Annotated in this window: 20 protein-coding genes and 1 pseudogene; 7 read left to right on the top strand and 14 right to left on the bottom strand. The window is 44.8% G+C overall.

From position 1 onward, the window contains the following. From purH to rpsU, 8 genes and pseudogenes are all read right to left on the bottom strand, one after another. A partial coding sequence (gene purH / locus ACH19P_RS14815; protein ID WP_462159287.1) for a bifunctional phosphoribosylaminoimidazolecarboxamide formyltransferase/IMP cyclohydrolase occupies positions 1–1,326 on the bottom strand: 1,326 nt, incomplete at its 3' end. Positions 1,327–1,562: 236 nt separating this feature from the next. Next, positions 1,563–1,853, bottom strand: coding sequence for a DNA-binding transcriptional regulator Fis (gene fis / locus ACH19P_RS14810; protein ID WP_010374122.1), 291 nt, complete (start codon positions 1,851–1,853; stop codon positions 1,563–1,565). 25 nt (positions 1,854–1,878) lie between these two features. Next, complete coding sequence (dusB, locus tag ACH19P_RS14805) at positions 1,879–2,844, bottom strand: tRNA dihydrouridine synthase DusB (RefSeq protein ID WP_462159286.1); 966 nt, start codon at positions 2,842–2,844, stop codon at positions 1,879–1,881. Between the two features lie 276 nt (positions 2,845–3,120). Next, positions 3,121–3,999, bottom strand: coding sequence for a 50S ribosomal protein L11 methyltransferase (gene prmA / locus ACH19P_RS14800; RefSeq protein ID WP_462159285.1), 879 nt, complete (start codon positions 3,997–3,999; stop codon positions 3,121–3,123). Positions 4,000–4,130: 131 nt separating this feature from the next. Then, positions 4,131–5,976: pseudogene (gene rpoD, locus ACH19P_RS14795) on the bottom strand (RNA polymerase sigma factor RpoD). 124 nt (positions 5,977–6,100) lie between these two features. Then, a complete protein-coding gene (dnaG, locus tag ACH19P_RS14790) occupies positions 6,101–7,873 on the bottom strand; it encodes a DNA primase (protein ID WP_462159284.1) in 1,773 nt (590 codons plus the stop codon). A gap of 228 nt (positions 7,874–8,101) precedes the next feature. Further along, positions 8,102–8,548 (bottom strand): GatB/YqeY domain-containing protein, encoded by a 447-nt coding sequence (locus tag ACH19P_RS14785; RefSeq protein ID WP_462159283.1) that lies wholly within the window; start codon positions 8,546–8,548, stop codon positions 8,102–8,104. 21 nt (positions 8,549–8,569) lie between these two features. Then, complete coding sequence (gene rpsU, locus ACH19P_RS14780; protein WP_347390341.1) at positions 8,570–8,785, bottom strand: 30S ribosomal protein S21; 216 nt, start codon at positions 8,783–8,785, stop codon at positions 8,570–8,572. Positions 8,786–8,982: 197 nt separating this feature from the next. Between rpsU and tsaD the strand changes: the two genes are divergently transcribed. Beyond that, on the top strand, positions 8,983–9,999 hold the full coding sequence (gene tsaD, locus ACH19P_RS14775; RefSeq protein WP_462159282.1) for a tRNA (adenosine(37)-N6)-threonylcarbamoyltransferase complex transferase subunit TsaD: 1,017 nt from the start codon (positions 8,983–8,985) through the stop codon (positions 9,997–9,999). A gap of 18 nt (positions 10,000–10,017) precedes the next feature. Here tsaD and plsY read toward each other — a convergent pair whose 3' ends face one another. Further along, complete coding sequence (gene plsY / locus ACH19P_RS14770; protein WP_462159371.1) at positions 10,018–10,623, bottom strand: glycerol-3-phosphate 1-O-acyltransferase PlsY; 606 nt, start codon at positions 10,621–10,623, stop codon at positions 10,018–10,020. Between the two features lie 170 nt (positions 10,624–10,793). Between plsY and folB the strand changes: the two genes are divergently transcribed. The 4 genes from folB to ACH19P_RS14750 all read left to right on the top strand — a co-directional run bounded on the left by folB (position 10,794) and on the right by ACH19P_RS14750 (position 13,850). After that, entirely contained in the window at positions 10,794–11,147 is a 354-nt protein-coding gene (gene folB / locus ACH19P_RS14765) for a dihydroneopterin aldolase (RefSeq protein ID WP_462159281.1), read from the top strand. 2 nt (positions 11,148–11,149) lie between these two features. Next, positions 11,150–11,632 carry a 2-amino-4-hydroxy-6-hydroxymethyldihydropteridine diphosphokinase gene (gene folK, locus ACH19P_RS14760; RefSeq protein ID WP_462159280.1) on the top strand — a complete coding sequence of 161 codons (483 nt, stop codon included), beginning with the start codon at positions 11,150–11,152 and terminating at the stop codon, positions 11,630–11,632. Next, positions 11,629–12,432: an undecaprenyl-diphosphate phosphatase gene (locus tag ACH19P_RS14755; protein WP_462159279.1), complete on the top strand. Its 804-nt coding sequence runs from the start codon at positions 11,629–11,631 to the stop codon at positions 12,430–12,432. The genes folK and ACH19P_RS14755 overlap by 4 nt, the downstream gene beginning before the upstream one ends. An 89-nt stretch (positions 12,433–12,521) precedes the next feature. After that, positions 12,522–13,850: a UDP-glucose dehydrogenase family protein gene (locus ACH19P_RS14750; RefSeq protein WP_462159278.1), complete on the top strand. Its 1,329-nt coding sequence runs from the start codon at positions 12,522–12,524 to the stop codon at positions 13,848–13,850. 3 nt (positions 13,851–13,853) lie between these two features. Here the strand turns inward: ACH19P_RS14750 and ACH19P_RS14745 are convergent, their stop codons facing one another. Continuing rightward, positions 13,854–14,099, bottom strand: coding sequence for a LysR substrate-binding domain-containing protein (locus ACH19P_RS14745; protein ID WP_462159277.1), 246 nt, complete (start codon positions 14,097–14,099; stop codon positions 13,854–13,856). A 20-nt stretch (positions 14,100–14,119) separates the two neighbouring features. After that, a complete protein-coding gene (locus ACH19P_RS14740) occupies positions 14,120–14,752 on the bottom strand; it encodes a LysR family transcriptional regulator (protein ID WP_462159276.1) in 633 nt (210 codons plus the stop codon). A 111-nt stretch (positions 14,753–14,863) separates the two neighbouring features. On the opposite strand from ACH19P_RS14740, the gene ACH19P_RS14735 reads away from it, so the two are divergent. Further along, entirely contained in the window at positions 14,864–16,507 is a 1,644-nt protein-coding gene (locus ACH19P_RS14735) for an amidohydrolase family protein (protein WP_462159275.1), read from the top strand. A gap of 75 nt (positions 16,508–16,582) precedes the next feature. Here ACH19P_RS14735 and ACH19P_RS14730 read toward each other — a convergent pair whose 3' ends face one another. Next, positions 16,583–18,286, bottom strand: a complete 1,704-nt coding sequence (locus ACH19P_RS14730; RefSeq protein WP_462159273.1) for a dipeptidyl-peptidase 3 family protein — start codon at positions 18,284–18,286, stop codon at positions 16,583–16,585. 353 nt (positions 18,287–18,639) lie between these two features. Here ACH19P_RS14730 and ACH19P_RS14725 point away from each other — a divergent pair, with 353 nt between their 5' ends. Then, the gene (locus ACH19P_RS14725) at positions 18,640–19,479 is read left to right on the top strand and encodes an HDOD domain-containing protein (RefSeq protein ID WP_462159272.1); all 840 of its coding nucleotides are present in this window, start codon (positions 18,640–18,642) and stop codon (positions 19,477–19,479) included. A gap of 65 nt (positions 19,480–19,544) precedes the next feature. Here ACH19P_RS14725 and rdgC read toward each other — a convergent pair whose 3' ends face one another. Both rdgC and ACH19P_RS14715 read right to left on the bottom strand, forming a co-directional pair. Next, positions 19,545–20,453, bottom strand: a complete 909-nt coding sequence (rdgC, locus tag ACH19P_RS14720; protein ID WP_462159271.1) for a recombination-associated protein RdgC — start codon at positions 20,451–20,453, stop codon at positions 19,545–19,547. 68 nt (positions 20,454–20,521) lie between these two features. Beyond that, positions 20,522–22,282, bottom strand: coding sequence for an ATP-binding protein (locus tag ACH19P_RS14715; protein ID WP_462159270.1), 1,761 nt, complete (start codon positions 22,280–22,282; stop codon positions 20,522–20,524). Positions 22,283–22,439 lie beyond the last annotated feature (157 nt).

Genomic DNA, 22,439 nt, shown 5'->3' with positions numbered 1-22,439 from the left:
TACACCAATAGTCATGCCGTCTTTAGCGTACACGATAGCGTTCGACTTAACGAATTTCGCTACTTTCCAACAGAACATAAAATCTTTAAGTTCTTGCTCTGTAGGCTGGCGCTTAGACACAACCTTAAGCTCTTCAACAGCAACCATACCTTGGTCACGGTCTTGCACTAGGATGCCGCCGTTTACACGCTTGATATCAACGCCAGTAGTTTTGTCTTGCCATTGACCACACTCAAGAAGGCGCACGTTTTCTTTTGCAGAAACGATTTGTGCAGCTTCTTCACTGATGCTTGGTGCAATGATCACTTCAACGAATTGACGGGCAATAATCGCTTCAGCTGTGTCAGCATCGAGCTCGCGGTTGAACGCAATGATGCCGCCAAACGCAGATGTTGGGTCAGTTTTGAATGCACGGTCGTAGGCTTCTAGGATGTTCTCACCCACTGAAACACCACATGGGTTTGCGTGTTTTACGATAACACAGGCTGGTGCATCGAATTCTTTCACACACTCAAGTGCAGCATCTGTATCAGCGATGTTGTTGTACGAAAGCGCTTTACCTTGAAGTTGCTTAGCTGTCGCTACAGACGCTTCAGTTAGGTCGTTCTCGATATAGAACGCAGCATCTTGATGCGAGTTTTCACCGTAACGCATGTCTTGCTTCTTGGTGAATTGCATGTTGATGGTGCGTGGGAATTTAGTCTCAGCAGCTGCTTCTTCAGTGTAGTCTGGAACCATTTTACCGAAGTAATTAGCAATCATGCCGTCGTACTGAGCTGTGTGTTCAAAAGCAGCGATAGCTAAGTCAAAACGAGTTGCATGGGTCGTTGAACCTTGATTCTCTTTCATTTCTGCAACAACGCGACCATAGTCACTTGCATTAACAATGATGGTTACGTCTTTGTGGTTCTTTGCTGCTGCGCGAACCATCGTTGGGCCACCGATATCGATATTCTCAATCGCGTCTTCTAGTGTACACCCTTCGTTCGCAACTGTTTGCGCGAATGGGTATAGGTTTACAACTACCATGTCGATTGCGTCGATGTTGTTTTCACTCATCACGCCTTCATCTTGACCGCGACGCGCTAGAATACCGCCGTGGATTTTAGGGTGAAGTGTTTTTACACGACCATCCATGATTTCTGGATGACCTGTGTGCTCAGATACTTCAGTTACTTTAATACCGTTGTCTGCAAGAAGTTTGCATGTGCCGCCGGTAGAAAGAATTTCAACGCCTTGAGCCGCTAGCTCACGTGCGAAGTCAACGATACCCGTTTTGTCAGATACGCTCAGTAGCGCGCGACGAATTGGACGATGTGTATCCATGGTAGTTTTTGTTACCTCAGTTGAGTAGATAATCTTGTCTTAGGCGACACCTAATTACAGGTGAATAATGCCTAGGGGTTAGACAAGGGATTTGCTTAGAAACCCTATTTTAAACAATGATGGTGTTTTTGTATAACACCACGACCAAGTTGTAGCGCTGGTCGCTTTTCGCATATGGGCGAAAATAAAAAAGCACCCGAGGGTGCTTTTAGGTGCAGCGCGAGGCTGCAAGTAAATTAGTTCATGCCGTACTTTTTAAGTTTCTTACGTAAAGTACCGCGGTTGATACCTAGTAAGATTGCAGCACGTGTTTGGTTACCGCGAGTATACGTCATTACTTCTTCTAGAAGTGGTGCTTCTAGCTCAGAAAGAACAAGTTCATAAACGTCTTGTACGTCCTGGCCGTTAAGCTGCTTCAAATAGTGGTGAACAGCTTTTTTAACAGCGTCGCGAAGAGGCTGTGGTTTCTCTTGTGACTGAACGTGAGCGTTAGTAATAAAAGGAGAAGTCACATTTTGTTCAAACATCTTTGTATGTCTCTTTCTTTCTGGATTAGCAATAAGTTTCAAAGTATTCATTTAGTGCATCTACCTGACTATCAGGTGTTTCTAATGCATTAAATACTCGCCTAAACTGACCTTCTTGGTCATGGGCTTGCAAATACCATCCAACATGCTTACGAGCAATCCGCGGCCCCATGGGCTCACCGTAGAATTGATGAAGATTTACTAAATGCTCCATCAGGATACTGCGCACTTCCTCGATAGGAGGGGGTGGAAGTATTTCTCCGGTTTTTAAGTAATGGTCTATTTCCCTGAAAATCCAGGGGCGACCTTGAGCGGCTCGTCCAATCATGATGGCATCTGCGCCCGTATACTCTAGTACCTGCTTCGCTTTTTCTGGTGACGTAATGTCGCCATTAGCTACTACAGGAATTGACACTGAGCGTTTCACGGCTCTGATCGTGTCGTATTCAGCAAAGCCCTTGTACATGCATGCACGTGTGCGCCCATGTACGGCCAGTGACTGAATACCATTGTGCTCAGCGATAGCTGCAATCTCGACACCATTGCGGTTGTCCGTGTCCCAGCCTGTGCGGATTTTTAATGTGACGGGCACATCAACCGCTTCCACCACAGCTTTCACAATGGCTTCGACTAAGTCCGGGTACTGCAATAAGGCAGAGCCTGCGAGCTTTTTATTCACTTTTTTGGCAGGGCATCCCATATTGATATCTATGATCTGCGCGCCATTGGAAACGTTAAATTGTGCTGCTTGTGCCATGAGTTCTGGATCTGCGCCCGCAATTTGCACGGAGCGAATACCGGACTCACCACTGTGATCCATCCGTCCCATCGATTTGGCGGTTTGCCATACCTTGGGATTTGAAGACAACATTTCTGAGACTGCCAGTCCAGCGCCTAAGCGACGGCATAACTGCCGAAAGGGGCGATCGGTGATCCCCGCCATCGGTGCAACCATCAAATTGTTTTCTAACTGGTAAGGACCAATTTGCACAGCGTTACAATTTACCTCGTTTCAAGGGGCGCTAAGTTTACGGTTTTTTGAGACAAAATCAAAGGCTATAAATTGAACAAAAGTGCTTTTTTTTTAAACTTTTTGTATTGACATTTTATAACGAGCTGAGGAGATGATTTTTTTGTGTGTTTTTTGTACACCGGCCCGAGAGGGCTGATATAGCGTGGTGTTGATGGAGCGTAAACAAAGTAAAAATACTGCATAAGCCGTTGCACAGGGACTTTTGTCCGCTGCGCAACGAAGGATCAAAAGTGGTTACTTCTTAATCCCACTGATCCTTACCCACTCACCTTCTTGGGCAATTGGGTCAAGGTTCACTTTGTGCTCGTAGTAGCTCGCTACCGATTCAGCTTGTTCCTCAAGCACACCTGACAGGGCAATTTCCCCTCCGGACTTTAATAGCCCAAGAATTACTTCATTAAGTTCACGCAGCGGTTGCGCCAAAATATTCGCAACCATCACGTCCGCTTCAAAGCTAGGCTGATTTTCTGGCAAATATACTTCGAGTTTGTCAGCAACACCATTGCGCTGCGCGTTATCGCGACTGGCGTCCAGCGCTTGCTGGTCGATATCGATACCAATCACACGCTCAGCACCAAGTTTAATAGCTGCTATGCCTAAAATGCCAGAGCCACAACCGAAATCGACGACTGTTTTACCAGTTAAATCTAAGCTGTCGAGCCAACGCAGGCACAGCGCGGTAGTGGCATGAGTGCCGGTACCAAATGCAAGGCCGGGGTCGAGCATGACGTTTACTGCACTCGGGTCAGGTACTTCTTGCCAACTCGGACACACCCACAGGCGCTCACCGAACTGAATTGGTTTGAAGTTCTTCATCCATTCACGTTCCCAGTCTTTGTCTTCTAACTGTTCAATCTTGTAATGGAATTGCTCTTGGAGTTCAGGTTGTACTTTTAGGTAGTCAACCACCGCTTGCATATCATGTGTTGCTTCGAATAAACCAATGACGGTGGTTTCAGCCCAATAAATGACTTCGCCGGGTTGCGGTTCAAAGATTGGGGTGTCTTTTGTGTCCATAAAGGTCACGGATGGGCAACCGATATCCATTAAATGTTCACTGATTGCGTCAGCGGTTGATTCGGTTGCACGAATGCGTATTTGAATCCAAGCCATGTTAATCCCCATGTTGGATGAATAAGGTAAGTGATACCAACCCACATAAATATCTGCTCAATCTAGCGGATTGGTATGATACGCAAAGGCCGCTAAAAAGCGGCCTTTGTTATTCTAAAAGCAGACGCTAATTATTTATTAGCATCTAAGAAGCTTTTCAGTAGATCTGAGCGAGAAGGGTGGCGCAGTTTACGCAGCGCTTTCGCTTCAATCTGACGGATACGTTCACGGGTTACGTCGAACTGCTTACCTACTTCTTCAAGTGTGTGGTCAGTGTTCATATCGATACCGAAACGCATACGTAATACTTTCGCTTCACGGGCTGTTAGGCCAGCAAGTACTTCGTGCGTTGCACCTTTGAGGCTTTCCATCGTTGCCGAATCAATCGGTGATTCAATGGTTGTGTCCTCAATGAAATCACCAAGATGCGAATCTTCGTCGTCACCGATTGGTGTCTCCATTGAGATTGGCTCTTTGGCAATTTTCAGTACTTTACGGATCTTGTCTTCTGGCATCATCATGCGCTCAGCCAGCTCTTCAGGGTTCGGTTCACGACCCATCTCTTGCAGCATCTGACGCGAGATACGGTTCAATTTATTGATTGTCTCAATCATGTGTACCGGAATACGAATCGTACGCGCTTGGTCAGCAATAGAACGGGTGATTGCCTGACGGATCCACCATGTCGCATATGTCGAGAATTTATAACCACGACGGTATTCGAACTTATCAACTGCTTTCATCAGACCAATGTTACCTTCTTGGATAAGGTCCAAGAATTGTAAGCCACGGTTGGTGTATTTTTTCGCGATTGAAATTACTAGACGTAAGTTCGCTTCAACCATCTCTTTCTTCGCACGGCGAGCTTTTGCTTCACCGATGCTCATACGACGGTTGATGTCTTTAATGCGCTCGATTGATAGGCCAGTGCTTTGTTCAATGTGCGATAATTTAGTAATGCAGCGCTCAATTTCAGGTTTAAGCTCAGCAAGTTGCTTTGAGTAGCTTTCGCCCGCAGCGATTTCAACGTCAATCCAAGATGCGTCAGTTTCATTGTTCGCGAAGTGCTTAACGAACGTTTTCTTAGGCATTTTAGCAACTTGAACAGCTTGCTTCATGATGATGCGCTCTTGTACACGCACTTTGTCCATCATGTCACGCATGTTGTTAACCATGCGATCAAACTGTTTTGGTACTAGCTTGAAGGTACGGAAAAGCTCACCGATTTCAATGATTGCCGCTTTCGCATCTGGGTGCGAACGACCTTTTTCTTCGAAGATAATACGTGCATTGTTGTACAAGGTACGGAGGTTTTCGAAGTGAATACGCGCTTCTTCAGGATCTGGACCGTTATCAGTCTCTTCCTCTGATTCGTCATCATCATCATCGACATCATCATCTTCGTCGTCTAAGTCATCGTTACTTAGTTCTGAACCGATGTGTGTTGCTGAAATCTGTGTTTCTTCTTCGTTTGGATCAAAAGAAACCAGTAATGATATCGCTCAAGCGAATTTCTTCAGCTTCGAACATATCCCATTGTTCAAGCAAGTGTGAAATTGCTTCTGGGTATTCTGCAACAGAAATCTGTACTTGGTTGATACCTTCTTCGATACGCTTAGCGATATCGATCTCGCCTTCACGAGTCAATAGTTCAACAGTACCCATCTCACGCATATACATACGCACAGGGTCAGTAGTACGACCGATTTCTTTTTCTACGGTTGCCAGCGCTGCGGCTGCAGCTTCTGCCGCATCCTCATCGGTGGTCGTTTCAGCCATCATCAATTCATCAGCATCTGGCGCGCTTTCGCAAACCTTGATACCCATGTCGTTGATCATACTGATGATATCTTCGACCTGATCCGAGTCTATGATGTCCTGTGGAAGGTGATCATTCACTTCAGCGAATGTAAGATAACCTTGCTCTTTACCTTTCTGAATCAGAAGTTTTAGTTGTGACTGAGGAGTTGGATCCATAGAGATTTGCTCTTCCACCCTGATAAATTAATACAACAGGCGTCAGCTTAAGAACCTAAGCTGGGTGCCCCAAGCCGGTATGACGCAGTGAATAGCGTAGTATAACAGACCGAGAATTTTCTGGCTAGCTTTCGAGCACTTCACTGCCTTTAAGTGCTTGTGTAAGTAGAGCGTACTCGCGCCGCTCATCAACGCTTAAACCTTGTGTCTTGTCCTTTATTAATAGGGACTCGAGTCGATGATTTAAACACTGGTCTTCAATGAATTTGACTGTTTGTTGAAAATGAGGTTCCAACACATCGTCATTTATTTGGTGCGGCCACGCAGCAAGCTTAGTAAGCGCGCCATATTCTGGACGTTCGCGATAACTTTCCAATAACTGAGCAGTGCGCGTATTTGGGTTATCAATACAGTATTTTTGAATACTTAAAAATAGCTCTAATCCCGGTAATCCTAATCCAGCTAGCTCTGGCATATAATCTACGGTGCTCGCAAGTTGTGGATGTTGGATCATTAAGGCGATAGCGGTGCGCATTGGCGTCATTTTGAATTGACTCTCAACACGGTGTTGCTGCCTAGGTGTTTTCAATTTAGCATTAAGTTGTTCACGGGTACGGCCAATAAAGCGCGCCAAACGTTCCAATAAATTTTCTTGATAAAATTCACTGGGGATTTTTTCAATAAGTGGCAAGGCGAGGCTTAGCAGTTTTGCTTTACCTGCATCTTGCGTCAGGTCGATGTCATCACTTAAGCGGGCGAAGAACACCTCGATAAAATCCTTAGCTTCATTCAAGCGTTGCTCAAAGGCATCTTTACCTTCTTGCTGTACGAGTGAATCAGGGTCTTCACCATCCGGTAAGAACACAAACTTCAGCGCTTTGCCATCTTTTAGATGCGGTAATGCATTTTCCAGAGCTCGCCACGCGGCATCGCGACCAGCTCGGTCACCGTCGTAGCAACAAATTACTTTGTCGGTCGCACGCAACAGCATTTGCATGTGCTCCGTTGTGGTCGCAGTGCCAAGCGCTGCTACAGCGTAGCGAATATCATGCTCAGCCAACGCGACGACATCCATGTAGCCTTCAACAACCAACAGTTGGTCTAGCTTTTTGTAGGCTTGCTTTGCTTCATAAAAGCCATACAGCTCAAAGCCTTTATGGAAAATCCGTGTTTCCGGTGAGTTCAAATATTTCGGGCCGTTATCATCTTGCCCCATGATGCGCCCACCAAACGCGATAACGCGTCCACGGCGATCGCGGATCGGAAACATCAAACGGTCGCGGAAAAAGTCAAAGGTGCGGCCATTGTCTTTTTGCGTTGCCAGCTTAAGTTCGATGAGTTGTTGTTTTTGTTTGGGGTTCTTCCCTAACGTTTGACACAGGGCTTCCCATTCACTGGGCGCGTAACCAATGCCAAAATCTTTAACGGTTTGCCCACTTAAACCTCGACCTTTTAAGTAATCAATCACCAATTGTGCATTGGCATGATGGCGTAATTGTTGCTGGTAATAACGTGCGCTTTGCTCCATCAAGTCGTAATCTGAGCGCTTTTGCTCTTGGCTAACTGGAGGGCGGTCACTGTTACTGTGATTGCCTTTTTCTTTCGGCACCTCTAGATGCAATAAACTGGCGAGCTCTTCTATGGCGTCAACAAAATCCAGTTTGTCGTAATCCATCACAAAGCTGATGGCATTACCGTTGGCACCACAACCAAAGCAGTGATAAAACTGTTTATCTTGCGACACGGTAAATGAGGGGGTTTTTTCATTGTGGAAAGGGCAGCAAGCTTGATAATCCTTACCTGCTTTTTTCAGGTTGACGCGAGAATCGATCAATTCGACGATATCGGTGCGCGCTAAAAGATCATCGATAAATTGTCGGGGGATCTTACCTGCCATTTTCAACACCTAATTAGAAGAGAGAACCAGAGTATTATATCAATCCCAATGAGAAAAGGGATTTTTGCACCCACCCAATATTAGATTATTTGCATCACTTGCAATGATTCTTAGTGAGCGGGGGGCTATGTTGTTATCAGCTTTCTACAGTGAAAAAAAACGGTACTTGCGTAAAACGAAGAAACCGAGCACGAGGCTCGGTTTGCTTGAAATTGCTTTCGCGATTTTTTAGGCGTTAAGACGCTGTTTAATAAGGCCTGATAATTTGCCCATATCGGCACGACCTTCAGCTTGACTCTTAATTACGCCCATCACTTTACCCATATCTTGCATGCCTTGAGCACCAGTATCGGCAATCGCTTTATCAATCATCTGATTGATTTCATCTTCGCTCAGCTGTTTCGGTAGAAACTCTTCCAAAACAGTCATTTCAGCAGCTTCAACATCAGCAAGATCATCACGACCAGCGTCTTTATACTGTGTATAAGAATCGCGGCGTTGCTTCACCAGCTTTACAACAACTGACGTAATTGCAGCGTCGTCTAATGTGATTTGCTCATCGATCTCGCGTTGCTTAACAGCTGCAAGAACCGAACGAATAGCACCAAGGCGAAGTTTTTCCTTGGCGCGCATTGCGTCTTTCTGTGCGTCTTTCAACGAATCTAATAGACTCATGACTACAAGACCGGACAGTGATTAGTATAATTTAACGCGACGTGCGTTATCGCGAGAAAGCTTTTTCATGTGACGCTTAACAGCAGCTGCTTTTTTACGCTTACGCGCAGCAGTTGGCTTTTCATAGTGCTCGCGACGACGAACTTCTGAAAGGATACCTGCTTTTTCACATGAACGCTTGAAGCGGCGTAGAGCTACGTCAAACGGCTCGTTTTCTCTTACTTTGATTACTGGCATTAAAAATTCACCTACCTAACTTAATGAGCTTCACTCATCTGATCAAATAATGATCATGTGGTTCAAAAATGGTGCGGCATTGTAATCCGACTTACCCACGCGTGTAAAGAATAAATATCACAATACTGGTAAAATTGCAGCAAGCGGGTAAAATATGCGGCCGTACCAAGCCACCCAGCTCTCAAAGGAGACACACATTGCGCATTTTGGGGATTGAATCATCCTGTGACGAAACCGGGATCGCCATATATGATGACGAACAAGGTTTGTTAGCCCATCAGCTTTACAGCCAAGTAAAAATGCATGCTGACTACGGCGGCGTAGTGCCAGAGTTGGCGTCTCGTGACCATGTTCGCAAAACCCTACCGCTCATTGAAGCGGCATTTGCTGAAGCGAATTGTGGCCCTGAGGATCTGGATGGCGTTGCTTATACAGCAGGACCAGGTCTAGTCGGTGCTTTACTCGTAGGATCGTCGATCGCGCGATCGCTGGCCTACGGTTGGAAGCTACCAACGGTAGCTGTGCATCATATGGAAGGTCATTTACTTGCACCGATGTTAGAAGAAAAAGTGCCTGAATTTCCATTCGTGGCGCTGCTTGTTTCCGGCGGCCATACCTTGCTTGTGAAGGTAAGCGCTATCGGTGAGTATGAAGTGTTGGGTGAATCGGTGGATGATGCTGCCGGTGAGGCGTTTGATAAAACTGCTAAGTTACTGGGCCTTGATTACCCCGGTGGTCCACTGTTGGCAAAGTTGGCTGAAAAGGGCACACCACTGCGCTTTAAATTCCCGCGTCCAATGACCGACCGACCTGGTTTGGATTTTAGTTTCAGTGGCTTGAAAACATTTGCTGCTAACACAATTCGCAGTGAAGGTGATGATGAGCAAACAAAAGCGGACATTGCCCATGCGTTCCAAACTGCTGTAATTGATACTCTTGCTATTAAGTGTAAGCGTGCGCTCAAAGAGACAGGGATTAAACGTCTCGTTATCGCTGGCGGCGTAAGTGCGAACACCTATTTGCGTGAACAGTTAGAAAAGGTGATGCAGGGGATGCAAGGAGAAGTCTTTTACCCGCGTCCTGCTTTTTGCACCGACAATGGTGCCATGATCGCTTATGCCGGTATGCAGCGCCTTAAGGCTGGGCAAACGGCCACGATGGACACCAAAGTTCAGCCGCGATGGCCGATAGATACATTGCCTAGTATCCGTTAAGGTAATCAGCGCTGGGGGTTAATCTTCTGGCGCTGCCTCCCTCTTTTTCTTTCCCACTTTCGGTTCTGTCCCTTTAAGCAAACGTACAATGTTGGCGTGATGTCTGATTATGATCAGTACAGTCAAAAACGTTACAGGTAAGGTATACAAAGGTTTAATTAGCCAGGTATACAAAGGGGCCAGTGACACAGTGACTAAAGCGGCAAGTGAAGAGTAACGCGTTATAGCTACCACCACGCCCCAAGTTAGGATCAATAACCCTCCTAAGGACAAGCCGATAGGTAACAGCGCACCAAAAGCAGTAGCGACAGCTTTGCCGCCTTTGAATCCGAAAAACAGTGGGAAAATGTGACCAAGACAAGCACATACTGCAACGAGTCCAAGGTGGATAGGGTCAATCCCCATGAAATATGCGCCCCAAACAGGGATGGTGCCTTTCAGTATATCGAATGCGAGCACCATGGCCGCGGGTAATTTTCCGCCTATTCGCAGCACATTGGTCGCGCCGGGGTTTTTTGAACCAGCTTGACGAGGATCTGGCAGCGCAAATAGGTGGCTGATCAGCACGGCTGAAGAGACCGAACCTAAAAGGTAAGCAAAAATGCACATTAACGCCGCTAACACTGTCATCCTTATTTTTTAATTGTACTTTTTAAGCTATCATCGCCGCTCATAAATTAGTTTACGCAGGTGCATAACAGCCGCTGATAAAGCGCTGAGTGCATTGACGACGCGTAAGGGTACTGAGTTTAATCCCTTTTAGGTATCCGACCAGCTATTATTGGAGCCAAGAGATGGACACTGTCTATATATCACAGCTCAGAGTCGACACCATAATAGGAGTGTACGACTTTGAGAAGGAAAGTAAACAAAGCCTTTATTTCGACATTGAGATGGATTGTGACTTATCTAAAGCTGCACTGAGTGATGATTTAGCCCACACCATAGATTACGCTCAGGTGAGTCAACGCGTCACTGAGCACTGCATAGCCAAACCCGTGGAGTTACTGGAGACCCTAGTGGAGCAACTGGCTGCGTTGATTCTTGAAGAGTTCAACACTCCTCGAGTGAGTATTACTGTGAGTAAACCTGCCGCTGTTCCAGCAGCGAAAACGGTGGGCGTAAAGATAGTACGAAGCAAAAACTAACGATGGCACGCATTTATATTAGCCTTGGCTCTAACATTAATAAACGTTCAAACCTACTTAATGGTTTGCAGGCTTTGCAAGCGCATTTTGGCGAGTTGAACCACTCAAGTGTCTATGAAAGCGAGGCGGTTGGCTTCAATGGCAATAATTTTTATAACTCTGTAGCAGGCGCGGATACTGAATTAAGCCTTGAACAAGTTTGTAAGATTTTAAAGCAAATAGAACGCGATAATGGTCGCACCCCGCAAGACAAAAAATTTAGTCCGCGCACCCTCGATTTAGACTTACTTTTCTATGACGATGTCATTTGCCAAACGCCCGCGCAAATCCCTCGCGATGAAATAACCAAGAATGCCTTTGTGCTGTGGCCCTTATTTGAGATTGCTCCTGACTTTTTTCACCCTGTGGCCAACGCAACGATCGAGCAGTTGTGGCAGGCCTATGATAAATCAAAACAAAACCTATGGAAGGTTACGATTGAATGAGTATTTTAGCGATTGTGGTATTGGCGTTAATTCAAGGACTGACCGAATTTTTACCTATTTCTAGTTCTGCTCACCTTATTCTTCCGTCTCAATTACTTGGCTGGCAAGATCAAGGCTTGGCGTTTGACGTGGCTGTTCACGTTGGCTCTTTATTGGCTGTCATGATTTACTTCCGTAAAGAAATTGGCGATATCCTCGTAGCCTGGTTCAAATCTTTTGGCCCGCAAGGTGCAACCGATGACAGCAAGCTTGGCTGGTATATTATCCTAGCGACTATTCCTGCAGGCTTAGCAGGTAAGCTGTTTGAAGATCTGATTGAACAACATCTTCGCGCAGCTATCGTCATTGCCATCACAACTATCTTCTTTGGTTTAGTATTGTGGTGGGCCGATGTGAAGGCTAAGCAGGTACGCAATATTTACCAATTAAACTGGAAAACCGCGCTAATAATTGGTTGTGCTCAGGCGATTGCGCTCATACCGGGTACTTCGCGCTCTGGTATTACCATGACCGCGGGGCTATTTTTGGGTCTGACAAAAGAGAGTGCGGCTCGCTTTTCATTTCTCCTGTCCGTTCCCGTGATTGGCGGTATGGGATTAATAAAAACAATTCAACTGGCTACGGGTGAGGAAGCGGTTGACTGGCATGCGCTAATCCTGGGTGCTGGTTTGTCGTTTGTTGCCGCCTACGCATGCATCTTTTTATTCCTCAGATTCATTGAGCGCATGGGCATGATGCCATTTGTGATCTACCGCTTAATACTTGGCTTTGGCCTGCTCGCTTTTCTGCTTTATCACTAAGCTGTCACAAGACTGCCATGGTTACGCCATGGCAGTGTAATACTCGCTTTGCAAGCTAAGGCTGTGTGAAACAGCAAAGAGCAAGGATTATGCGAGTTACAATTTTTGGTTCAGGTTATGTAGGGCTAGTACAAGCGGCAGTATTTGCAGAAGCTGGACACCAGGTCTGCTGCGTTGATATTGATCCCAAGCGTGTCGAGAAATTAGGACAAGGTGTGATACCCATCTTTGAACCTGGGCTCGAAGAGTTAGTCGTACGTAATATCAATCAACAACGACTCATGTTTACAACTGATTCTGCACAAGGTGTGGCATTTTCCGATATTCTTTTTATCGCTGTAGGTACCCCTAGCTCCGCAGACGGCAGTGCGGACTTAAGTGCTGTGCGAGCCGTAGCTAAGACCATTGGCCAACGTATGGAATCCGATAAAATTGTAGTCAATAAATCGACTGTTCCCGTTGGCACCGCCGATGAAGTAGCGGCGATCATTTCAGGCGAGTTGGAGCGCCGAGCCTGTGAGTACTTGCACATTGATGTTGCTTCCAATCCCGAGTTTCTCAAAGAGGGCGCCGCCGTGGGCGATTGCCGCAGCCCTGATAGAATTATCATCGGGGCGACAGACTCGTCTACTTTGGCCACGCTCAGGGAATTATATGCGCCGTTTTGTCGCCAACGTGACAAAATTATCGCGATGGATCGGCGCAGCGCCGAGCTCACCAAATATGCCGCCAATTGTATGTTGGCCACGAAGATATCCTTTATTAATGAAATGGCGAATATTGCCGAGAAAATGGGCGCTGATATCGAGCAAGTACGCCTCGGGATTGGATCTGATCCGCGCATAGGGTACCACTTCATTTATCCTGGACTTGGTTTTGGTGGCAGTTGTTTTCCTAAAGACATCGATGCCATGTTGAGTATGGCGAAGGCCTACGAAGTTAAAAATCAGCTTTTGGAATCAGTCAAACAAACTAATGAACAGCAAAAGATGAGCTTGGTGCATAAAATTGTGTCTCGCTACGGAACAAACCTCAGTGGCAAAACCTTCGCTGTGTGGGGACTCGCATTCAAACCAAACACCGATGATATTCGTGAAGCACCGAGCCGTGTAACGATTAACGCGCTGATTGACATGGGAGCTCGCGTGCAAGCTTTCGACCCAAAAGCGGGTTCGGCGATAGCACAAATATATCAAGGTGTTAAAGAAGTTTTAATTTGTAATAGCAAAGAAGAGGCGATAGAAGGGTGTGATGCTTTGCTTATTTGTACAGAGTGGGAGGCATTTCGCGCACCTGATTTTAAATTCCTTAGACAATCTCTGCATGAGGCAGTTGTCTTTGATGGCCGAAATTTATTCGAGCGTGAACAACTGCAAAGACATGGCTTTGAGTATTACTGTATTGGACGCCCGAGCTAACGTTTAAGGGATCGGATGATTAGAAAAATAATCTCTGGCGAACTCAACGAATGACTTTACTCGGTTAGAGAGCGCATATCGATGAGGATAAATAGCTGCAATGGTCAAAGGTGAAAGGGTGTATTGGGGCAAAACCTCTACCAGTTTACCTTGTTCAACGTAGTGATTAACTGAGTATTTAGGAGCTTGAATAATACCTTGGGCTGCTGCTGCAGCCTCATTGAGAAATCGCCCGCTATTCGACGTCATCGTCCAATCAAATTGTTGGCTTATGTGCTCCCCCCAAGCGCAAAAAGCCACTGGTTTTTTCTCACGTTGTGCTTAAAGAAGAGTAACCGATGCTGATTTAACTCCGATATCGATTTAGGTGTGCCAAATTTTTTCAAATAATCAGGACTTGCCCATAACGATAAAGATGAATGGCAAATCGTCTGTGCAATATGATTGGCATCTGGCAAAGCCGGTGCTATTCGAAAAACTAAATCAACTTCACTGTTAAACAAATCGACAGGTGTATTGGTTAAGTGGATATCGAGTTTAACGTCTGGATAAGCGCGTTGGTATTTATCAACTAACTCCACAAAATAAAGACTGCCAAGCTCTGTGCTAGTCGATAGGGTGAGCGTCCCTTGAGGCGTGCTACTGAGATCAGATATCTGCGTGTTTACCGCTTCAAACTGGTTGATGAGCGGTTTAATTTGTTCGAAATAGCGGGTTCCTATCTCTGTTAGGAATATTTTTCGCGTGTTCCGTTTTATTAGTAAACACCCCAGATGTTGCTCTAAATTCTTAACATAGCGACTGACCATAGTAACGGATACATGCATCTGCTGGGCTGCAAGTGTAAAGCTCTTGTGCTGAGCAACTAAACAAAAGGCACGAATGGCTTCAAGCTGATTCATTGATAAAAAATATGAACTAAAAGTTCATAAACTATAAACTTAAATGTAGTGTAACCCAACTCTAATCACGGTTACTGTGGAGGTAACAACTCCTAACCTCATGACCTGATTATGAAAAAAACAATAAGTTCGGCGTTACTGGGTATGGCACTTCTGTCATCGCCCATTTTATATGCACAGCAAATTGCGTTGCAAAATGTCAATATTGTCGATGTAGAACAGTTAACTGTGATTCGAAATAAAACCATATTGATTGAGGACGACAAGGTCAGAGGCATTGTTCCTGCGGGGTCAACGCAATTCCCTCGCGATGTAATTCAGCTGGATTTAAGTGATAAATTTGTGATTCCAGGACTTATTGATACGCATGTTCACCATGCCACCTCTCCAGATGGCAGTGATAATGACCGCATAACGCGACAACGCTTACGTAACTTACTGCGAGGTGGCGTAACCTCGGTGAGAGATATGGGAGGCGATACTCGTGTACTTAGTTCTCTCAAGCGTCGCGCTGATAATGACCTTTTCCAGTCACCCGATATCTTCTATTCAGTCATCATCGGTGGCGATGAATTCTTTTCTGATCCTCGCACAATTGCGTCAGCAAAAGGAGAAGTACCAGGTGCTGTAGATTGGATGAGGGCGGTTGATGAGCACAGTGACTTTGACGCAATTATGCAAAGAACCAAAGGAGTGGGGGCAACAGGGATTAAGATTTATGCCCGTGTTCCAGCAGAAGTTGTACAAAAGCTCAGTTTGGCAGCAAAAAAGCACGGTCTAAAAGTGTGGTCTCATGCCTATATCGGCCCAGCAACGCCCCTTCAGGGAGTTGAAGGCGGTGTAGAAACTATTTCTCATGCAGCGGATTTTGCAGCGCAAGTAATTGATAACTTTTACGAGATGCGACGCAAAAATGTAGCTTTGACTAACACCCAAAAAGCACAAGCTAAGACTCTCAGTTCTTACACAGAATTAATTATGGCGATGAAGGAGCAGGGGGCGATATTGGACTCTACGCTAACGGTGTTTGACATGACTAAGGATGAAAGGGGTGAAAAAGGCCGCTTGCTAGATGAGTGGGGGGTTGTCTTCACCCAGCTTGCACATGAAGCAGGAGTTGTTATATCTGCAGGCACAGATGTGACAAGCGACCGCTTTAATACTGACACCCCTATGGTCCACCATGAAATGAAATTGCTTGTTGAGCGGGTCGGACTTTCACCGCTTGAAGCGATACAAGCCGCGACCATTAACGGAGCAACGGTGATTGGAATTGAAGGTAACACGGGCTCAATTGCGGTGGGGAAAAGTGCTGACCTAGTCATTCTTGATAAAGACCCCCAGCAGCACATAGAAAATACGCAGCACATTAAACATGTAATAAAGCATGGCCAATTTGTGCATTTAGGTGACAACGAAGCGCTGCCTTTTGTTATGGCTCGACGCGCAAACGGGCTCCTTTTCTTATCGGGTCAATTGGGTAATTTACCTACGACAATGGCGTTGGCTGGCGATGATGTAAGTGCTCAGATGCATCAAGCTATGAAGAATATTGGTTTCATTCTAGAGGAACATAATTTGTCTTATGATGACATAGTTAAATGTACTTTGATGCTTGCAGATATCGCTGATTGGCCTGAGGCTAATAAAGCATATACGCCATTCTTTAACATATTACCTGCGCGCAGTGCTTTTGCAGCTTCTGGGCTAGCACTGGGCGCAAAAGTTGAAGTGGAATGCATTGCCAGTATGTAGCAGTGTATGCTTCACTACAAAACTGAAAAAGCCAGCACATACGTGCTGGCTTTTTTGTCTATCAACTAGTTAGGCTTACTGTAAGCCAAGTACCTTTTTACCTTGTACAAAGTTTACATCTACAGGGATGTTTGCTTTGCTTAATTTTTCTAGGTCTGCAGCAAGTTCAGGTTTGATATCGCCCATAGTTGCAACCAATTGGTCTACTTTTTGGTAATCACCGTCGCCTTGTAATGTCAGAATAAGATTAGAAAGCTTCGCCATCGCTGCAGCCATCTTTTCCATGTCGACTTTGTATAAGCCGTTTTCATCTTTAGAGAAGGCACCTTCTTGCTTGAAAAAGTTGAAACGGATCATGTTAGCTTTGCCGTGTGCGCTTGATGCACCAAAACGCACTGAACGGAAGATACCCGCCATGAAGGTAACGTAGTAATCCTCAATGGTGCCTTCGGTGATTTCACCCTTGTTAAGCAATTGCTCAACCATATAAAGGCCTAAGATATCCGCTTTACCTTCTTCCAAAGCACTAGCGTGTTCTTGAAGTGATTGGCGCACAGTCCCTTTTCCTGTGATGGTGTTTTTAATACCTAAACCATGAGCAACTTCATGGAACATGGTATTAGCGAAAAAGGCATCAAAAGTAATGTGTTTACGTTGCTCCGGCACGATAAGTTCCGCTGCGATTGGCATCAATATTTTATCGAACTTAGCACGCATCGCATTTTTAAGCTGTAAGCGACGAGTCCCTTTTTCGAGTTGTACTTGCTCATCATTTGGTAGGTTGATAGCAATTGTTTTGCTGCCTGCATTTGAGTGACCTGCATAGTAGATGACGTCATAGGCATTTAAGTCTGCGTCAGAACCCGGCACTTCTTGCTTATACTCATCAGCTACTGGTAAACCTGTTTGTAGTTCAGGAAGGAATTGAGCAAACTTTGCAAGGCGCTCACTCCATGCCATGTCTTTTACTAGCACGTATGACTCAAATGCTGCGCGGTAGCCAAATAGTTGGTCTTCATAGGTTTCAATTGGACCAATAACGACATCGATTGGGTTGTTCTTCATGTCCATCCAAGCGAAATCAGACGCTTGATAATCATCACTCACCAACGCATCAGCACGCATACTGAGGTAATTAGCAAACTCTTTGTCATCTGCTAATTCGCTCGCTTCACGAAGTAATTTAGCGGCAGCTTGAAGCTCTGTTGCGTATTCTTGTGAGTAAGGCACGCTAAAGAGTTTGCCTTGCTCGTCACGCTTAATGACTGAATAGAGGCCAGTTTTATCCGTCACATCACTGGCTTCCAACTCTTCTTTGCTCATATCAGCTGGATAAAATTGGGCACCAGCGGCTTTAGGTTTGAAGCCAGATAAGAAAACTTCATCGCCATTCAATCGATCCCAAGGACCGTAGTTAATGTCTGCAAATTGCTGTGCTTCATTGTTCTCAAGTTTTGCTAAAAATTGTGCTTTGTTTCCTGAAAACGCTTGCTTCCAGAACAGGTCGTCCATGATTTTAGAAGCATCAATTAGCTTAGCGAGCATCTTCTTTTGATTACCGCTAAGGTGAGACAAATCAGTGTTCAGCTCAAAATCCGTATAGATCTCTAGGCGACTAGGTTCGATATTTACCAGCTGCACTTTTTCTGCTGCATTTTGTTGCGCTTGAGGTTGAGCTTGTGCTTCAGGTTGTGGTGTGGCTGTTTGCTCAGAGCATGCGCTAAGGGTGAATACACCTGCTATTACTAAGGCTTGGGTAATTTTCGAAAGTTTACTCATGAGTTTCCTCGTTGTTGTCTAGTCACCTTTCACTTCAGTTAAGAAGCAAATTTATGTGCCTATTTTTAGTTATCGTGAAGGGGAAAGCTTCGCAGTGGATTAAGTTCCAATAGTATTTAGAACACACTTGGCGAAGTTGCTTCCTAACTTGTTCTTATCATCAGCAGAGGCTGAAATTAATTGTGTAATTTAAACAATTCATCGGAGTGCTGACAATGATAAAAAATGTTATAGGACAAAGAATTTTCGTAAATAAATGGGCAATTGCGCTATCACTTTCTAAACTTTATCGGTAACTTATAGCTAATTATAAGTACATCAACAGCGTTGCCCAGAAAAGGATACATCCGATAATGTCCACAGAAAATGCTTTGCTAACCATCTTAGTAGATCGGATCAATAATGACACTCTAGTGCTGCCTACCTTGCCGGAAGTGGCTTTGAAGGTACGAAACAGCGCAGATGACCCTGATATCACATTGCATTCTATGGCGGATGTAATTGCCACAGATCCGGCGCTGTCTGCGCGTATGATTAAAGTTGCAAACAGTGCTCTAATGAGTCGTTCTGTAAAAGTGACCACGATTAACCAAGCCGTTACCCGTATCGGCTTAAGGCAGATTAAGAACATCGCCACCGCGATGGCGATGGAGCAGCTTTTTGTATCGCAAAATGAGCTTATTAAAGGCTACATGGACAAAGCGTGGCAAAAGACGATTCGGGTAGCATGTCATGCAATGGTGCTAGTGAAGCGCTATCGCGAAGGTCAGCGCCATGAATTGATCAACACCGAGACTATTACGCTCGCCGCATTGACCTATAATATCGGTATTTTACCCATCCTCACGGAAGCAGAAAAGCATCCTGAAGTGTTTGCTAATCCAAGTTTCTTAGCACATGCGATTCAAAAATTAGCCGGTAAGATTGGCGCGGCTATTTTGACGGCGTGGGACTTTTCCGATGAGTTTGTTGAAGTCGCGAAAAACTGGTCAGATCCAAATTATCGCCCCGTAGATGTCGATTTCGTCGATTTTGTACGTATGGGCGCTATTTTAGAAGGAATTTTACAAGTATCTGATAAGTCAGCAGCGCTTAACGTCTATGTGGATAAAGGTATCATTCCATCTGTGGAAGTGTTCGCCGATGCTGAATATCAAGAAATGGTCAAAGATGTGCGCAGCGTGTTTAGCTAACTGTATGTAAGTAATAAAAAAGAGCCTGATTGAAGGCTCTTTTTTATTGGCTGAAGACAAATGACTTATAGGTCTTGAGAATCGCCCAGTTGCTTTGTCAGCGCCTCGAGTAACTCTTTGATTTCCTCTGATGCAAGGATAAAGTCCGCATCCAGTTTTACTGCCAAATCTTCCTTAGGAATATCAGCGTTTTCTTCTTTGAGCACTTCCGCATAATTCATGCGCTTAATTGAACCATCGTTTTGCAAGATGAATTTAATGCGCTCTTGGTATTCCAGTGCCAGTTTAGTTACTTCTTTACCACTCACAAGGTGATTGGTCACTTCTTCCGTTGATAAGTCATGGCCTTTTAGTTTTACTTGCGCGCCATTGTCATCAGGTTCTTGCAATTCGGCATCCAATCCAATCGCAAAGCCTTCTGGTGCATTGAACTCTTTTAACCAAGTCGTTAAAAATAAGCCGAGATCATAGTTTGCAAACGCTGGTACAACTGGCAGCGTGCCTAATGATTTACGTAATAAAGCGAGTAATTCTTCAGCTTTATTGAAACTGGCACTGTTGACTACAACCCAGCCGTTTTCCATATCGATAAACGCGAATTGTAAACTCGATTTTTTGAATGCTTGCGGTAGCAACATATTCAAAACGTTTTCTTTTAACTCGTCTTTTTCTTTTTTGGCGACGCGTCTGTTTTCTTGCGCTTCTAGTTGATCAATTTTCTCTTGCACCATCTCATTTACGACTGATGCAGGAAGTACTTTCTCTTCACGTTTAGCACAGACTAAAATTGAGTTCTTAGAGAAATGGCTCAGAGTTTGGCCATGCTTGCCGAATGCTTTGGTCCAACCAAAGGTTGTTAAATCTTGGCTCCCGCAAGGGCGGAAAAGGTCCTGCTCAAGTGCTTTTTCAAAGTCTTCTTGTTCATAGCTAATGTCTTGCTTAAAGCGGTAACAAATTAAGTTACTAAACCACATAAATATACTTCCATGGAGCGCACACGGCGCTGTTTTATTGTGGTGTCATCATAGCAGGAGTTATCGACCTAATTAAACATTTGCATGGGCTTTGGCATGTCTTTTGGAATGGTGATCATATATTGCAGGCCTTCATTAGGTTTACTACTGACCTCAATATCACCACCGAGCGTTTGTTTAACGAGGTTAAAGGTGATGTGTGTGCCTAAACCACTGCCGCCTTGATCGCGTTTGGTCGTAAAGAAAGGGTCAAAAAGCTTGTCGAGTTGTTCTTCATTCACACCACGACCATCATCACGGTAGTTGATTAGCACGCGACCATCTTGCTCTGTTACATCGATATTGATGTTGCCATGGGTGATGCCTTCAAAGCCATGAATCAGCGAGTTCATTATGAGGTTTGTGAAAATCTGACTAATCGCACCAGCTGGTAAGTTAAGTACTAAATCATCTGGGCAAGTAATGGCAATTTCATGTTTCGTTTTTTTCAGTTTCGGGTGCAGTGAGCGAATTACTTCGCCTAGGTACTCTTTGAAATTAATGGTGCGTACGGCTTCACTTGCTTGGTCCACAGCAATTTGCTTAAAGCTGGCAACAAGCTCTGACGCGCGGTCTAGATTACTCGTCAGTAGTGCGGCACTTTGTTTAGCATCTTGAATAAACTCTTCAAGCTCTTTGGGAGAAAGCGTTTTGTTTTGATACGCTTGTTCAACTGCATTGAGGCGCTCTTGCAGGAATGAGGTTGCAGTGACACCGATGCCGACAGGAGTATTAATGTCGTGCGTGATGCCCGCAACGAGGCCTCCAAGTGCCGCCATTTTTTCAGAGCCCAGTAAGCGTTCTTGAGCTAAGTTTAATTCATCTACGTAGCGCTGCATCTCACTTTGTTTGGTCAATAGTTCTTGTTCTGTATGACGACGAAGCTCTATCTCTTCGGTAAGGTTGAGTTTTTGCTTTTCCAGTTCGTATTTCTGCTGCTGCAAATCCATCATTGCTTGGCTTAAATTTGATGTTTTGCGCGCGACTTCTTGCTCTAACAATAAGTTTTGCTGGTCCAGCTTTTCATTACTCTTTAATAACTCTTTTTGCGTAAGGTCGAGCTTATTGCGATATTCGACAACTTTGCTGATGAGGTTATTGAAAGACTGAGCCATTACATTGAGCTCGTTTTGCTCTTGGTTATGCACATCGATTCGTGTGCCCTCGAGATCATCCAGCTCAATAGATTCAATTTGTTCAGTTAGTTGTTTTAGTGGCAATGTAAGGTGTTTTCTAAATGCCATTAAGAATAACAAGATCAAAAAGGTCGTTTTGATCATGGCGTTACCAACTAATAGGTAGATGGAGACAATAATACGACTAACAACTACATCACGACTTGAAAATAAGGTGACATCCCCAACTTGAGTCGCGCGTCCAGAAAATTCGAAAATAAGCGGGAAGGTGTAACCAAACAAGCCAGAAGGCGTATCTTCAATAATCGATGCGTCTTGCACGAGTTGTTGCGAATAAAGTTCGCGAATATCCAGTGATCGGCCTAATTGCGAAATCACTTCGCCACTGTCATCACGCACGATAATGCCTTCAACCATAGGGATTGCGATTAGGCCTTCTGCAATGGTCACGCTTTGATCGACGTTTAGCTCCCATATTGCCCGAGTTAAGCTGCCACTGAAGGTTTTTTGTAAGGTATGGAGTTCATCGCGAATATAGCTTTTTGTGTTGAAATACTCAGCGAAAATTTGGCCGCAAGTGACCACAAAAGTGAGCACGAAGTACACTGATAGAACACTGGTCAACAGCTTTTTTGACAAACTATTATGCAACATGCGCGAACTTGGCCCTGATGAACTCAAAAAATAAAGGTATTACTGATCCAAAGTGGTTTTTAATTTTATTGTGTAGTACCTCAACTCTAATTTAGCCAAGGTTTGCGAAAAAATAAATAAAAGAATAGCTTAAAGGCCACCGATTAACAAAATATAA

It is taken from the genome of Pseudoalteromonas sp. GB56 (assembly GCF_054923835.1).
Note: the sequence above shows the minus strand (reverse complement) of the source record. Positions and strands in the feature narration are given on the sequence as shown.